The sequence below is a fragment of the Demequina sp. NBRC 110054 genome (assembly GCF_002090115.1).
In the GTDB taxonomy this organism is placed as follows: Bacteria; Actinomycetota; Actinomycetes; order Actinomycetales; family Demequinaceae; genus Demequina.
The window spans coordinates 154,815-170,156 of the sequence record NZ_BBRK01000004.1; the positions used below are offsets into that span (position 1 = coordinate 154,815).

A 15,342-nucleotide genomic window follows, 5' to 3' on the forward strand; every position below is an offset into this window, starting at 1 on the left:
TTACCTTGAGTGAAGGCGACGCAACCGCGGACGCCGCCCGAGTGGCGAGGAGACGCCGTGACCGACGACGAGACCCCGTGGATGCGCCTCCTGCGCGAGCTCTTCGGAGACGACGCCGATGAGGCGGTCGCCGAGCTGCAGCGCATGGGGATGGACCCTCAGGCACTCGCGCAGGCCTCCGGCATGAGCGCCTCCCCCGCGATGATGGACCACGTCCTCAAGCAGATCAGGGGCCTGCTGTCGCAAGGCGACGGACAGGACGTGAACTGGCAGCTCGCGCACGACGTCGCGCGCGGCGTCGCGGCACAGGGCGGCGACCCGACCGTATCCGCCGCGGTCGCGTCCGAGCACCGTGCGGTGGTGTCCGAGGCCGAGCTGTGGCTCGACGCGGCGACCGACCTCGACCCGTCGCGCCTTGAGCCGCGCGTGTGGAGCCGAGCCGAGTGGGTCGAGGCCACGCTCCCGACCTGGCGCTCCCTCGCGGGCCCCGTCGCCGTGAGCGTCTCGAAGGCCCTCGGCGGGGTGCTGGGCCGCGAGCTCGCCTCCTCGGACGACCCGGACGACCCGACGCACGCGCTGCTCGGCGAGCAGGGCCGCGCGATGCTCTCCTCCGTGAGCCCGACGGTGTGCGGCATGCATGTCGGCCAGGCCGCCGGCGAGATGGCCCGCGAGGCCTTCGGCGGCACCGACCTCGGCATCCCCCTGCTCTCCGAGGCCCGCGTGGCGATCGTCCCCCACGCGGTCGAGGAGTTCGCGCGGGGCCTCGAGGGCGTCGACGAGCGCGAGGTCAAGGCGTTCCTCGCGCTGCGCGAGGCCGCGCACGTGCGCCTGTTCCAGGCCGCCCCGTGGCTCCAGGCGAAGCTGCACGCGCTGATCGAGCGCTACTCCCAGGGCATCGCGATCGACGCCGACGCGCTCGACGACGCGGTCCGCGAGGCGGGCTACGGCGACCCCGCGAAGCTCCAGAAGGCCCTCACGCGCGGGATCTTCGCCCCGGAGCCCTCCGAGGAGCAGACCGCGACCCTCGAGTCGATCGAGACCCTGCTGGCGCTCGTCGAGGGCTGGGTCCAGGACGTGACGATGCGCGCCGCCGCCCCTCACCTCGCGTCGCTCAGCCAGCTGGGCGAGATGATGCGCCGCCGCCGTGCCGCCGGCGGCCCCGCCGAGGACACCTTCGCGACGCTGCTCGGTCTCGAGCTGCGTCCCCGACGTATGCGCGACGCCGCGTCGATGTGGGCCGCGCTCGCCTCCAAGGCGGGCCCGTCCGCGCGCGACGAGGTCTGGTCGCACCCCGACCTGCTGCCGACCGTCGCCGACCTCGAGGACTGGTCGGGCTGGGTCGAGCGTCGCGTCTCCGGCGAGACCGAGGACGACATGGACCGCGAGCTCGAGAAGCTCCTCGGCGGCGGCGGGAGTGAGGCATCCGACTCCGACCCCGACGAGTAGCGGTCGCGCACGGCCACGCACGTGCCTTAGGCTCTAGCGGTCCGCTCGACTCGCCGCGACACGGCGTGTTGAGATGACGACCTTTCGCGGCACCACGCGTCTACGCTGGGGTGCGAAGGGTCCACGAGACCGATCGACGCGCGGCGACCAGCCGCGCCTTACGAAGAGGAGGGACTCATGGCCGACGAGAAGTGGCAGGGCGAGTTCTACTGCGTCAAGTGCAAGACCAAGCGCGAGGCCGAGGGCAACGTCGTCGTCTCGAACGACCGCCGTATGGCGAAGGGCGTCTGCCCCGAGTGCGGCACCAAGCTGAACCGCATCCTCGGCAAGGCGTAAGCGCCCCACCGAACCTGAAAGAAGCGGGTCGCCCCTCACGGGGCGGCCCGCTTCTTCGCGTCCGGGCCGCGGTCTCGCGAACGGCACTGTGGAGAACCGCCCCGCGCGCCACGCGCGATGCGAGCATCGTGAGATGAGACTCGCACCCTGCGCACCGGTGCTCGCCCGCCCGGACGGACGCACCCAGGTGGGCACGGCCGCGCCGCTACTGCTCGAGGAGCTGAGCGCGGAGGCACGGCCCCTCGTGATCGCCGCGGAGAGCGCCTCGCTCGGCGCCGACGGGTGCGCGCTGCTCGGCGAAGCCGGTGTGCGACTGACGGACGCGGGCCTGCTGATCGAGGAGGCCGCTCCACCCGAGGGGATCGTCGCGATCCATGGCGCGGGCCGGATCGGTCTCGAGCTCGGCGCCGCCCTCGCCGCCACGGGCGTGGCCGTCGCGTTTGCCGATCGCCGACCCGTCCACGACGAGCCCGACCTGTTCCCGCGCCGCGCGCTCGTCTCCACGTGCGCGGGAGGCGCCGCATGGGCGGTGCGGGAGCGCTTCCCTCACGCAGCCGTCGTCGATCCGTCGGATCCCACGCTCGCGGTGCAGATCTCACTCGGTGGCACGCCCCGGCACACCACCACCCGCTGGGAGCACGACGGGCTCCCCCACCTGCTGATCAGCGTGGACGAGGCGGGGGCGACCGTCGGGCCCCTCGTGGTGCCGGGCGAGACCGCGTGCGGACGATGCCTCGCGCTCGAGCGCACGGAGGCCGACCCCGCCTGGCCGATCCTGCTCGAGCAGCTCGCGGGACGACGCCCGCGCCCGGTGCCCGAGGTCGTCCCCGACATCGTCGCCGCAGCGGCGCGCCTGATCGTGAGGGCGCTGCGCGGCGGCGGTCCGTCGAACGAGGCCTGGCGCCTCGACATCGGCCAGGCTCCTCACCTCGCGGAGGTCGTGCCTCGCCCCGACTGCGGCTGCGGAGCCGCAGGCACGGGCACGGGCACGGGCACGGGCACGGCAAAGTAGCCGCGGCCGACGCGTGGCTCACATGCACCGCGCCACAACAACTAGTGTTCCGCGACGATCTCCAGGATGTCGAGCCCGTACTTCTCGAGCTTCGAGGCCCCGACCCCGTTGACCTTCGCCAGATCGCCTCGCGTGCCGGGCCGATCGCGCGCGATCTGCACGAGCGACGCGTCGACGAGCACGGTGAACGCGGGCTTGCCCGTCTCCTGCGCGATCGCGTAGCGCCACTGCTTGAGCGCCTCGAAGAGACGGAGCTGGTCCACATCGAGCTCGGCGAGCTCGGCCTTGTTCGAGCGTCGCGGCGCGCGCGCGGGCGCCGCGTCGGGCCACCAGCGCTCGAGGAAGCGCGTGCGTTTGCGCGTCGCCTTGCCACCCTCGCGGCGGGCGCGGGCGAACGACAGCGACAGGTGCTCGCGCGCCCGCGTGATCGCGACGTACAGCAGGCGGCGCTCCTCCTCGATCGCCTCGTCCGTCTCGGCCATGGAGATCGGCATGAGCCCCTCCGAGCAGCCGACGAGGAAGACCGCGTCCCACTCGAGGCCCTTCGCGGCGTGGACGGTCGTGAGCGTCACGCCCTCGACCGCGGGCGCGTGCTGCGCCTGAGCTCTTTCGACCAGGTGCTCGACGAGCTCACGCATCGTCATCTGACCCCCGGCGTCGGAGTCCAGGTCGTCGGCGAGCTGCACCAGCGCCTGCAGGTTGTCCCATCGCTCGCGCACCGCGCCCCGCTCGGCGGGAGGCTGCTCTGCCCAGCCCACGTCCGACAGCGTCGAGCGCACCTGCTCGCCCAGGGGCGCATCGTCCGGTGCGACCGCGGCGCCGCGCAGCAGGACCATCGCTCGCTTGACCTCGTCGCGATCGAAGAACCGCTGCCCGCCGCGCACCAGGTAGCCGATGCCACGCTCGGCGAGCGCCTCCTCAAGCAGCTCCGACTGGCTGTTGATGCGGTACAGGATCGCGATCTCGCTCGCGGGCACTCCCGAGGCGATGAGCGACTGGGCGGCGTCCGCGACCCCCGCGGCCTCCGCCGCATCGTCCGGGTACGCCTTGAATCCGACCGCGGGACCCGAGGGCCGCTGAGCGACGAGCTCGACCCCCATGCCGGCCGCGCCGCGGCGCGCCATCAGTCCGTTCGCGAGGTTCACCACCTGGGGCGTGGAGCGGTAGTCGCGGACCAGCTTCACCGTCTGCGCCGCCGGGTACCTGCGGGAGAACTCGAGCAGGTGGCGCGGCGTCGCCCCTGCGAACGAGTAGATGGTCTGCGCGGGGTCGCCGACCACACACAGGTCCTCACGACCGCCGAGCCACTGGTCGAGCAGGAACTGCTGGAGCGGCGAGACGTCCTGGTACTCGTCGACCACGAAGTGGCGGTACTGGCGCCTGATCGTGTCCCCCACCTCGGGGTGGCGGCCGATGATGTCGGCGAGCAGCAGCAGGATGTCCTCGAAGTCGAGCACCACCGCGTCGGTCTTCGCCTCCTCGTAGGCACGCATCGCGTCGACCACCTGGAGCCGGTCGAGGCCCGCGGGAGCGGGGCGCCCCTGGTCCGCGGCGACCCGCACGTAGTCGTCGGCCGCGACGAGCGACACCTTGGCCCACTCGATCTCGCTCGCGAGGTCGCGCACCGCGAGCCGGTCGAGGCTCAGCCCAACCTGACGCGCGGCGCGGCCGATGAGCGGCGCCTTGTGCTCGACGAGCTGAGGGATCTGGCCCCCGACCGCCTGCGGCCAGAAGTAGCTCAGCTGGCGGAGGGCCGCCGCGTGGAAGGTGCGCGCCTGGACACCGCCAGCGCCGAGCGCACGCAGGCGCTGTCGCATCTCTCCCGCGGCGCGCGCCGTGAACGTCACGGCCAGCACGGACTGCGGGTTGTACGCCGAGACGCGCACGCCGTAGGCGATGCGGTGGGTGATCGCGCGGGTCTTGCCCGTGCCGGCGCCCGCGAGGACGCACACGGGCCCATGGAGGGCGGTGGCGACCTCGCGCTGCTCGGGGTCGAGCGCTTCGAGGATCTGGTCGGCTGACATCACAGGCATTGTGTCAGCAGGGACCGACATCTCCTGCCGGTCGCCCTGGGCTGGGGACGACGCGGGAGCGGGCCCGCCACGGGGACGATGCGGCTCGCTGAGCACGCCGGGCAGGGACGATGCGGGCCGCACCGAGGCGGCGGGCGAACGGCGGAGCCGGACCGGGTCAGACGTCGATGTGCTCGTCCGCGACGCGGTCCTGGATCGGGCCTCCGAACCAGGCCTCGATGAGCCTTCGCGCGATCGAGCCGTGCGGCGCGAGGACGATCTCGCCGTCGGCCACGAGCGCGACGATCTCCTCGCGAGAGACGAACCTGCCCTCGGTGATCTCGACGCCGTCCACGGTGAGGCTCGTCGCGTCGGTGCGCGCAGTGAAGCCCACCATCACCGACGCGGGGAAGGGCCAGGGCTGCGAGCCCGCGTAGCTCACCTCGGTGAGCCGCACCTGCGCCTCCTCCCACACCTCGCGATGCACGGCCTGCTCGAACGTCTCCCCCGGCTCCACGTAGCCCGCGAGGATCGAGAAGCGGTGGGGGCCCCAGTGCGCGGCGTGGGCCAGCAGCAGGCGATCCTCCGGGTCGGCGATCGCGACGATCACCGCGGGATCCACGCGGGGATAGTGCTCGCGGTCGTCGACCGGGCAGCGTCGCACCCAGCCGCCCTTGATCGGCTCCGTGGCCGCGCCGCACCGCGCACAGTGGCCGTGCGCGGCGTGCCACTGCTCGAGCGCGACGGCGGTTGCCCCGAGCTCGCGGTCGCGGACGCCCTCGGCGCCTCGCTCGGAGAACGGCTTGAGGAGATCCCTGAGCCCCACCAGCCGCTCGCCGCCGATGCCGTCGTAACCGTCCGCGAACGACGGGTCCGCCGGCACGATCGCGACGAGGTCGCGCTCCGCCTCGCGCCCCAGGTACAGGGTCAACGCGGCATCCGGGTGCGCTCCTGGCGGGAGCTCGACCAGCCGCCCGGCCGAGGTCAGGAGACGGCCTTCCGTCACGACGATCGCGGTCGCGCCGGCGGGGTCGAATCCATCGCGCAGCTCCGCCGCGCGGTCGACGATGAGGGGATCGGGCCTGCTCCAGGGGTCGCTCACGGCTCCACCGTACTCCCGCGCCGGACCGGCTCCGCGAGGCGTCCGGCGGTCGCGCGACGCGGCCCCCACGGCGTGGAGCATGGCGATGATGCCTGGTTCGTCCTAATGTGAGGGCGTGCCTCGTTCACCGCTCGCCCTCGCGGCGCTGGCGTCGGTCGCGGTTCCCGGGCTGGATGTCTACGACGTCCTCCGGTCCCCGCACACCGACGCCGACTTCGATGTCGTCGTCGTCAAGGACGCCACCGGCCGACGCTGGGTCGTGCGCGCGCCCAGGCGCGCCGCCGCCGGCGCGGCGCTCGAGGCGGAGCGCGGACTGCTGCAGGCTCTGGCCAGGGCGAAGGACGCGGAGCTCGTCAATTTCGCGGTCCCCCTGCCGGCCGGAGCGGCGACGCTGTCCGACGGCGAGGGCCGCGCGATCGTCTACAAGGAGGCGCCAGGAGCTCCCCTCGTGCTCGCCGAGGTCGTCGGTGGCCCAGGGCTCGCCGCGTCGATCGGCAGGGCGCTCGCGTCCGTGCACGAGCTGCCGACGCAGCTGGTCGAGGACCTCGGGCTCGCGTCGTACTCGGCCGAGGAGCACAGGACCCGCAGGCTGGCCGAGCTGGACGCCGGAGTCCAGACGGGCCTCGTCCCACCGCGCCTCGCGGACCGCTGGGAGCACCAGCTCGAGGACGTGTCGTGGTGGCGCTTCGAGCCCACCGTGGTGCACGGCGATATGGGCGAGCACCAGCTGCTGGTCCGCGAGGGACAGATCTCCGGCATCGTCGACTGGATGGACGCGCGCGTCGCGGACCCGGCGGACGACCTTGCGTGGCTCGTCGCCTCCGCGCCGGAGGACGTGCTCGACTCCGTGATGGAGGCCTACGGCATGGCGCGGCGCGAGACCCGCGACCCCCACCTTCTCGACCGCGCGCGGCTGTCCTCCGAGACCGCGCTGCTGCGCTGGCTCATGTACGGGGTGCGCACCGAGGACGAGGCGATCGTCGCCGACGGCCAGGGCATGCTCGCCGATCTCGAGGCGCTGCTCTTCGACGAGCCGGATGCCGACGACGAGGATCCCGAGCCCGGCTCCTAGCGCGCGGCCTCGCTCGCCTGGGAGTCCGGAGCGGCGCCACCACGAATGAGGTCCTCGATCTCTCCCCTGTCCAGCAGCCGTGCGGGCCTCGCCGTCACGTCGGCCGCGACGTAGTAGAACGCCGCGTCGATCTCGTCAAGCGGCAGACCCGTGCGCTCTGCCCACGCGAGCCTGTACATCGCGAGCTGCACCTCGCGCGCGGCCCTTTCGTGCTCGTCTCGAGGGGGCCGACCCGACTTCCAGTCGACGACCGTGATCCGATCCAGTCCTCCTCCCGCGGGGAAGACCGCGTCGATCCGGGAGCGCACCGACACGCCCCCGACCGGCAGCTCGACATCCACCTCGACGTCCGAGGGCACGCGGCTCGCCCACTCGGACGCCTCGAAGATCCGCTTGAGCTCCTCGAGATCGACCGCTCCCTGCTCGTCGGGGCCTAGGTCATCCTCGTCGAACAGCGCGGTCTGCCCGTAGCGGGACTCGATCCAGGCGTGCAGGGCCGAGCCGCGCTGCGCGGCGAACGTCGGCTCCTGGGGAATCGGTCGGCGCAGTTGCCGCGCGAAGTCATCCCTGCTGCGGCGCATCGCCACGAGCGCGGACGTGGACAGGTGCGCGGGCAAGGGCATCTCGGCGCCGCCGCCGCGTCGGTTCGCGCCTTCCGCGAGCATCGCCGCGAGCTCGTCCGCGAGGGGAAGCGCGGCCCCGTCGGGCACCACCCCGGGCTCGGCCTCGACGACGCGGCGAGCGAGGGCGCGGCGGTGGCGTTGGGGCGCGGTCTCGGGCCGGGGCCACACGCCCTCCTCCACGAGCGGCGCGGGAGGATCCTGACCGTCCTCGGGCTCGGGGGCCCAGCCGTCGTCGGCGACGATGCCCTCCTCCCGCAGCTCGTCCACGAACAGGGAAGGACGCCTGGCCTTCTTGCCCTCCGTGTACCAGGAGCCGGAGACGAGCACATGGCTGCGGGCGCGCGTGAGCGCGACGTAGAACAGCCGCCGCTCCTCGTCGATGGCGTGTGCCCCCGCGCGCTCGCGGAACTCGTCGATCGAGTCAGCGAGTCCCTTGTGATCCCCTGCGTCGCGCCAGTCCCAGACCGGGAGCGATCGCGCGTCCATCCGCAGCTCCCAGGGGACCTCCGGGTCGCCCGAGAGCCATGCGCCCTTGGAGCGCGTGACCGAGGGGAAGGCGTCCTCGACGGCGCCAGGCACGGCGACGACGTCCCACTCGAGACCCTTGGAGGCGTGCACAGTGAGGATCTGCACGGCTCCCGGCTCGGGCTCCTTGACCGGGGCGTCGAGGCCCCGCTCCTCGCTGCGGGCGGCATCGAGCCACTGCAGGAACGCGCCGAGCGTGGCGTGCTCGGCGCCCTGCGCGAAGCTGCGCGCCGCGTCGAGGAACGCGTCGACGTTGCGGCGGATGCGCCCGTCGGGGCTCGCGACGTCGGCCTCGATGTCGAGGCCCCACACGCGCTCGGTGAACGCGATGAGCTCGGTCAGCGGGAGGTACGTGTGCTGGCGGATCTGATCGATCGCACGCTGGAGCGAGCGCAGCCGGCCGCGTGCCTCCTGGGTCAGGGCGCGCCCGTCGGTGGCGAAGCCAGGCGGCGCCTCCTGCGCGAGCGCGTCGACGATGCTCGCGCCCCCCTCGCGGGTCGCGCGAGGCCCGGCGAGGTGCTCGGCCCAGTCCTGGAGCGCCATGAGGTCGCGCGGCCCGAGGTTCACGCGCTCGGAGGTGAGCAGGCGCATGAGCGAGTCGCCCCTGGACGGGTCGTGGGCGGCCTCGAGCAGCGCGACGAGGTCGGCGACGTCGGGGGTGTCCAGCAGGCCTCCGAGCCCCACGACCTCGTAGTCGACGCCGCGGGCGGCGAGCGCGTCGACAATGCCGGGGATCGTCGCCCTCCGCCGGCACAGCACGGCGGCCTCGACGATGTGCTCGGGCCCATGCCCGAGCTCGTCCCTGCGGGCCAGGATGAAGTCGACGACGTGCTGCGCCTCGTCATCGAGCGTCGCCGCCATGTGCGCCGTCACCCCGGCCGTCGCGCGTGTCGGCTCGGCCATGCCGAGGTGCTCCCCCCTGGAGACGAGCGGCTTGACGTCCACGGTCGTCGCCTCTCGCAGCGGGTCCACCGAGGCGTTCGCGGCATGCAGGACGCTCGCCTCGTTGCGCCAGGAGACGGTGAGGGAGGCGTCCCTCGCGTCCAGCAGGCCCTTGAAATCCTCGAGCGCGGCCGCCGAGGCGCCGCGGAAGCCGTAGATCGCCTGGTTCGGGTCGCCGACGGCCATCATCGGGTGGTCGGTGCCGAACAGCTCGACGAAGAGGCGCAGCTGCGCCGGGGAGGTGTCCTGGAACTCGTCGAGGAGCACCGCGCGGAAGCGCGCACGCTCGGCCGCCCTCACTGGCGGAAGCGCCGCGAGCTCGACGGCGATGGCGACCTGATCGGAGAAGTCGAGAAGCGCCCCCGCGTGCTTGCGCGCGCGATAGTCGTCGACGAGGTCGGCCATCGCTCGCAGGTTGCGGACCGCCTTGATCCTTCCCGAGAGGGTCTTCGTCATCGGTGAGGGCGCCGCGTCGCCTGGCTTCTTGGGAAGCGCCTCGAACGTCCGGCTCATGTCGTCCAGGAAGTCGCGCAGCCGTGCCGTCGAGACGCCGTGCTCACGCAGCTGCGCGGACAGGCGGGGCAGGGCCGAGCGCACGGTTCCCACCGCGCTGTCGGTGTCGAGGTTCGCCGTCCACTCCTCGAGGGTGCGCGAGGCGAGCTGCCACAGCGCCGCATCCGTCAGCACGGTCGAGTCCGGGTCCTCACCGACACGCAGCCCGTGCTCGGCCGCGAGCGCGGCTGCGTAGGCGTTGTACGTCGCAACGGTCGGCGACGGCCGCTCGGGATCGCGGAGCAGGCTCTCCTGGCCGTCCGACCCCGTGAATCTGTCCCAGACGCGGGAGATGCGCTCGTCGGCGCGCTCCGCGATCTCCGCCGCGGCCTTGCGGGTGAACGTGAGGCACAGGATCTCGTCGGGGCTGATCGGGCGCCCGAACAGCTCGTCGGCGTGGTCGAGCAGGTAGACGATCCGCATGGACAGGGTCTCGGTCTTGCCCGACCCGGCTCCCGCGACCACGAGCGTCGGCTCGACGCCCGCGCCGATGATGGCGAGCTGCTCGTCCGTGGGGGTCCTCCCCGGATCGATGATCTGCGCGAGCTCGAGCGCGGAACGATGCTGCGGGATCACGACCCCGGGGGTCGTCGTGTCCGGGGTGGTCATGAGCCGCTGACCTGCCTTCCTGCCGCGTGAGCGGGACACGACCGTCGGACCGGGCAGTGGTCGCACATGGGGTTGGGTCGTGCGGAGAAGGTCGCGCCCGTCATCTCCGCGACCGCGTCGTCGAGCACCTCACGCGCCGCCTGCGGATCGATCGGTGACTGCTTGCGGACGCTCGCGCTCTGCGTGGAGCCGCCGACGAACACGAGCGCGGCGTCCGAGGCCCGATCGACCCCGGGGAACGCACCGCTGCCCGCGACGAGCTGGTACATCATCAGCTGACCGTGATCCTCGGCCTCCGCGGCCGAGACGGTCCGCCCGGTCTTGAGGTCGACGATCCGCGCCTCGTTCCCATGGACCTCGACACGGTCGGCGAGGCCGGAGACGATGGCGCGACCGAACTCGACCTTGAAGCCCTGCTCGAGCAGCACCCGATCGGCTCGAGCGTCCCTGAGGTAGCCCGCGAGGCGCCTCACCATGTCCCGTGCCCGGGAGTAAGTCTCCCGTTCGACCCACGTCTCGCGGCCACCGATCTCGGCCCAGCGCTCGTCGAGCATCGCCATCATCTGGGACTCGCCGCCCTCGGGGAACGCCTCGGCGATCTCGTGGACGAGCAGGCCGATGTTCTGGGCGTCGGTGCTCTCGGTGGTGCCGCCTGCGGACTCGAGCGCCCACTTGAGCGGGCAGGTGCGTATCGAGTCGATCCTCGACGGGGACACCCTGACCAGCGCGTCGGGCTCCCAGAACGGCTCCTCCGTGGACGGACCGGCGACGCCGTGCCAGTGCCGGGGATCCGCGCCGGCGACGCCGCGCGCGGCGAGATCGGCGAGTTGCGCGGCCGCTCCCTCGAGCCTCGCGAGCGCCGCGGCGTCCTCGGCATCCTCGGCAAGCGCCGCGGCCGCCGCGACGCCCTCCGACCTGAGCCAGCCGATGGCCGCCCGGAGGTCCGCGACCCCTCGCGCGCCTGCAGTGCTGCGGCGCTCGACTCCCGCGGCGTCGCCGACGAGCGCGAGGAACCGGGACGGCTGTGACTCGGAGTCCTCGACCGCGGTGAGGACAAGCCGCGTGCGAGCCCGGGTCACCGCCACCAGGAGCGCGCGAGTCTCATCGTCCAGCACCGCCCGACGCGCCGCGTGCAGGTCGCGCGGCCCCCTCGCGAGGCTCAATGCCTCCTCCGACGCGAGCCCGCCAGCGTCGAGCACCTCGGCGAGTGTCTGCGCGCCCAGCACCGAGTCCCGCAGCCGCAGGTTCGGCCACACTCCCTCCTCCAGGCCGGCGATCGCGACGAGGTCCCACTCGCGGCCGGCCGCTGAGGCCGGAGTGCAGAAGGAGACGGCGTCCGGGGAGCGGCCCTGCGCGCCGAGCGAGTCGGCCGCGAAGTCCTGGCTCTCGAGGTATTCGAGGAACGACGCGATCGGCGCGTTCGGGAGTCGCTCCGAGTACGTCTGCGCCGCTCGCAGCACGGCGATCACCGCGTCAAGGTCGGCGTCGTCCCTGGCCGAGCCCGCCAGCGCCGCCTCGCGCCACTTCTCGGCCACGTCGAGCGACGCCCAGGCCGCCCAGATCACGGCGCCCGGGCTCGCCCCGGGCTGCGCCATGCGCTCGGCCGCGGCCGCCGCCGCACGCGAGGCCCGCTCGGCCTGGCGCGCCTCCGGGCCGTCGAGCGAGGCCCACCGCGCCGCGTCCGCCATCGCCTCGACGAGCAGCTCGACGCTCGAGCGGGCCCCGCCACCCGCGCGCTCCTCGCGGACGAGTGCCCTGCGCAGTCGACGCAGCGCCACGGGGTCGAGGCCGATGAGCCGCGAGCCGAGGACGGTCAGCGCCTTCTCCTCGTCCCACTGCTCGCCCAGGGCCACCCTGAGCAGAGTGAGCAGCGGCTGGATCGCAGGCTCGAGATGAAGCGCAGTCCCCTCGCCGAGCGCCTCGCACGGGATATCCGCAGCGAGCAGGTCGGATCGCAGCGAGCGCAGCAGCGACGTCGAGCGCGCGATCACGACCATGCGTCCCCACGGCACCTGTGGCCCGTCGAAGCCATGCCTGGACCGCCGCAGCTCGGCGGCGATCGCACGAGACTGCGCGTAGCGATGCGGCGCGGTGAGGAGAGTCACCGGCGCCTCCTCGGCCTCGCCGGAGGCGGCGGCGCGCACGGCGCCGCGGGCCGAGGCCGCCCCCTTCACCCCGATGCGCTCGGCGACGCGTGCGCTGACCGCCGCCAGCGCGGGTGGCTGACGATGGTCCGCGGTGAGCTCGATTCTCACCTCGGCTGCGCCAGCCACCTCAGCGAGAGTGTCGGGAACAGCCCCTCGGTAGCCCTGGACCGACTCGTCGGCGTTGCCCAGCAGGACGAGCCGCGCGCCGTCGCGGGAGAGGCGCCTCAGGAAGGAGAACGTCGCCGCGGTCGCATCGTGCGCATCGTCCACGATGACGAGGTCCCAGGACGGCCTCGGGGCGTCGGGACCGACGATCTCGTCCCACTCCTCGAGCACCACCGTCGCCCTGGACACGACAGCCGCAGGATCGAAGCGGTCGCCCTGGTCGACCGTCGTCGTGCCGAGCGCCAGGACGTTGTCGTACTCCTCGTAGAGGCGAGCGGCGGCCTGCCACTCCGGCCTCGCGCACCGCTTCCCGAGCAGCGCGAGCTCGTCGGCCAGGACCCCGCGCTCCGCGGCCCTCATGAGCAGGTTCCGCAGCTCCTCACGGAAGCCGGGCAGCAGTGCCGCGTCCGCGGGCACGACCCCCTGCCAGTCGAGCGAGGCCACGCTCGGATCCGCATGCCCCTTGAGGAGGTCGTGGAGCATGACGTCCTGCTCGGCGCCGGAGATCAGCGAGGGTCGGGGCATCCCCAGCGCGGTCGCCTCGTTCGCGAGCACCTCGAATGCCGCTGACGCGGCGGTGCGGACGACCGGCTGACCGAGGGGACCCGCGATCGCGTGGGCCACCCGATCGCGCAGCGTTGCCGCGGCCTGGCGCGTCGCCGCGAGGACAAGGAGTCGGCGCGCGGGAAGACCCGACCGGACCGCCTCGGCGGCGAGCGCGACCGCGAGCGTCGTCTTGCCTGTGCCCGCGCCGCCCGTGACGACCACATCGCCGGTCGCGGCACCCACCGCAGCGAGTGCCTCGGACTGACCCGCGTCCAGCGCGGGCTCGGCAGGGGGTGGCGAGGTGACGAGGGCGGGGGCGATGCTTCCGGTCGCGCTCATGGAGACATCCCACCATGCGCGTCCGACAAGGACGCCGGGAGACTCGCTAGGAGGACGCCGCCGACGCGGAGGCCGCGGGCCCGGCGGACGGCGACGGATCGGCGTCGGGGTACGCCCACGGGTTCACCTTGCACGACTTCTTCATCGACGCCTGGTCCACCATGACGCTGGCCAGACCCTTGCCGCACTTCTCCTGGCTGTGGCCGAGGAGGGTTCCCGCGAAGTGGGTGAGCAGATAGCGGCGCGAGTCCTGACGCGCATCGTCGTACGACTCGACACCCGCGGTCCAGTCGTAGAGCGAGACGACCATGATGCCGGCGGCCGCGCACGAGGACGCGACGCTGTCGACGTCGAGGTCCTCGTCCGCCGACTGCGACGGCTCGACCGAGCCCTCGACCACGGGCCCCGACGCGAGGCCAGAACGCGGGTCGCTGCACAGCGCCGCCGCGGTGCGAGGACTCGCGATCACGATGCGTGCGTCCGGCACGCCGTCCGTGCGCAGGAACTCGATCGTGTTGTCCGTGCCCCACCCGCGATTGTCGTTGAGCGTGTCCATCACGAACTCGGACAGCTTGTACGCGTTGACGTCGAGCCCGTCCTCGACCTCGATGCGGACCCATCGGGTCGCGAGCGCGTCCCCGGAGGCCTCCTCGGTGCCAGCGACGGCCGTGAACGTCTCCTCGGCGCGGTACGGGACGTCGATGTCGACGATCCCGGCCTCCGCATCGTCCGTGTCGAGGTCGCGCGCGATCGCGGGCTGCGCGGACGGCTCGACGGAGAGGCTGGGGATCGGGCTCGGGGTGACCGACGGCGAGTGGCTCGGCTCGGGTTCGGTGAGACCGCGGTAGTAGCCCGGCACTTGCGTCGAGAACCAGCCCGCGCCGACGCCGATCGCGAACGCGAGGACGACGACGAGAAGCACCTTGACCGGCGTGAGCGGGTCGATTCCACTGCGCGCGAACAGGCCCCGGCGCTCGCGTGTCATCCCCCTACGATAGGGCCAGGAAACGTCTTCGCCGTACTCGGAGGTGCCAGGTGGAAATCAGGATCGGTGTGCGCAACGTCGCACGTGAGCTCTCGTTCGAGACCACGATGTCGGCCGACGAGGTCGCCAAGGCCGTGGCCGCGGCATCCGGCGGTTCGATGCTCGATCTGACGGCGGACAAGGGTCGTCGGATCCTCATCCCCGCGGATGCACTGGGCTATGTCGAGATCGGCCAGGAGGAGCGCCACAGGGTCGGCTTCGAGGCCTGATCCAGGCCCTCAGGGGGCGCGCCGCGCCCCTCCCCCTCTACGCGAGCACCTGGCGCGCGTAGTCGACGGCCTGCGCGGGATCCGCGTGGGAGATGTCGATCGTGAGCCCGTCCTCGTCGGACTGGAGCGGCTCGAGCGCCTCGAACTGCGACGCGAGCAGCGCGGCCCCGGCGAAGTGGTCCGTCGTCCTGCTCCGCTCCTCGAGCCGCCGCACGAGGGCAGGCTCGGGCGCCTCAAGGTGCACGAAGAACAGCCCGTCCGCGGCGGCTCGCAGCCTGTCGCGGTACGCGTGGGTCAGCGCGGAGCACGCGATCACCGCATCGCCACGATCACCGAGCCACTCCCCCACCCGATCGAGCCACGGCCACCGGTCGTCGTCGGTGAGCGGCTCGCCGCGGGACATCTTCGCGATCGCCTCAGCCGAGTGGAGGTCGTCTGCATCGCCGAAGTCCGCACCGAGCGAGTCGGCGAGCCTGGCGCCCACGGTGGTCTTGCCGCAACCGGTCACACCCATCACCACGATCCGCACCTCGCCCACTCTAGCCACGGCCTCATTCGTGCCGAAAGGCCCTCGCGGTACACTTGTCCACGACACCAGGCTGACCGGTCGTCATGTGAAGCGCTCGGGCCCCGTAGACGGCGGCCCCGCACTGAAGGAAG

At 72.8% G+C, this 15,342-nt stretch carries 11 protein-coding genes; 5 read left to right on the forward strand and 6 right to left on the reverse strand.

All coding sequences use genetic code 11. From position 1 onward, the window contains the following. Window positions 1-57 precede the first annotated feature (57 nt). The 3 genes from B7K23_RS00710 to B7K23_RS00715 all read left to right on the forward strand — a co-directional run bounded on the left by B7K23_RS00710 (window position 58) and on the right by B7K23_RS00715 (window position 2,794). Window positions 58-1,446, forward strand: coding sequence for a zinc-dependent metalloprotease (locus B7K23_RS00710; protein ID WP_234996349.1), 1,389 nt, complete (start codon window positions 58-60; stop codon window positions 1,444-1,446). Window positions 1,447-1,623: 177 nt separating this feature from the next. Continuing rightward, window positions 1,624-1,782, forward strand: coding sequence for a DUF5679 domain-containing protein (locus B7K23_RS15795; protein WP_143338022.1), 159 nt, complete (start codon window positions 1,624-1,626; stop codon window positions 1,780-1,782). A 133-nt stretch (window positions 1,783-1,915) separates the two neighbouring features. Then, complete coding sequence (locus tag B7K23_RS00715; RefSeq protein ID WP_143338023.1) at window positions 1,916-2,794, forward strand: hypothetical protein; 879 nt, start codon at window positions 1,916-1,918, stop codon at window positions 2,792-2,794. A 41-nt stretch (window positions 2,795-2,835) separates the two neighbouring features. Here the strand turns inward: B7K23_RS00715 and B7K23_RS00720 are convergent, their stop codons facing one another. Continuing rightward, window positions 2,836-4,818, reverse strand: coding sequence for an ATP-dependent helicase (locus B7K23_RS00720; protein WP_143338024.1), 1,983 nt, complete (start codon window positions 4,816-4,818; stop codon window positions 2,836-2,838). 166 nt (window positions 4,819-4,984) lie between these two features. Beyond that, window positions 4,985-5,908: an NAD(+) diphosphatase gene (nudC, locus tag B7K23_RS00725; protein ID WP_234996350.1), complete on the reverse strand. Its 924-nt coding sequence runs from the start codon at window positions 5,906-5,908 to the stop codon at window positions 4,985-4,987. A gap of 115 nt (window positions 5,909-6,023) precedes the next feature. Here nudC and B7K23_RS00730 point away from each other — a divergent pair, with 115 nt between their 5' ends. Further along, entirely contained in the window at window positions 6,024-6,980 is a 957-nt protein-coding gene (locus tag B7K23_RS00730) for a phosphotransferase (RefSeq protein WP_084124258.1), read from the forward strand. On the opposite strand, the gene B7K23_RS00735 is transcribed toward B7K23_RS00730, so the two are convergent. From B7K23_RS00735 to B7K23_RS00745, 3 genes are read right to left on the reverse strand one after another with little or no spacing between them, the layout of a single operon-like run. Then, window positions 6,977-10,231: an ATP-dependent DNA helicase gene (locus tag B7K23_RS00735; protein WP_143338025.1), complete on the reverse strand. Its 3,255-nt coding sequence runs from the start codon at window positions 10,229-10,231 to the stop codon at window positions 6,977-6,979. The genes B7K23_RS00730 and B7K23_RS00735 overlap by 4 nt on opposite strands. Beyond that, the gene (locus tag B7K23_RS16055) at window positions 10,228-13,428 is read right to left on the reverse strand and encodes an ATP-dependent DNA helicase (RefSeq protein ID WP_084124260.1); all 3,201 of its coding nucleotides are present in this window, start codon (window positions 13,426-13,428) and stop codon (window positions 10,228-10,230) included. Before B7K23_RS16055 ends, B7K23_RS00735 begins: the two co-directional genes overlap by 4 nt. A gap of 46 nt (window positions 13,429-13,474) precedes the next feature. Further along, complete coding sequence (locus tag B7K23_RS00745; RefSeq protein ID WP_084124262.1) at window positions 13,475-14,413, reverse strand: DUF3152 domain-containing protein; 939 nt, start codon at window positions 14,411-14,413, stop codon at window positions 13,475-13,477. A gap of 50 nt (window positions 14,414-14,463) precedes the next feature. Here B7K23_RS00745 and B7K23_RS00750 point away from each other — a divergent pair, with 50 nt between their 5' ends. Next, on the forward strand, window positions 14,464-14,682 hold the full coding sequence (locus tag B7K23_RS00750; RefSeq protein WP_062200939.1) for a DUF3107 domain-containing protein: 219 nt from the start codon (window positions 14,464-14,466) through the stop codon (window positions 14,680-14,682). A 37-nt stretch (window positions 14,683-14,719) separates the two neighbouring features. Here B7K23_RS00750 and B7K23_RS00755 read toward each other — a convergent pair whose 3' ends face one another. After that, window positions 14,720-15,229, reverse strand: a complete 510-nt coding sequence (locus B7K23_RS00755) for a gluconokinase (RefSeq protein ID WP_234996351.1) — start codon at window positions 15,227-15,229, stop codon at window positions 14,720-14,722. Between the last annotated feature and the right edge of the window lie 113 nt (window positions 15,230-15,342).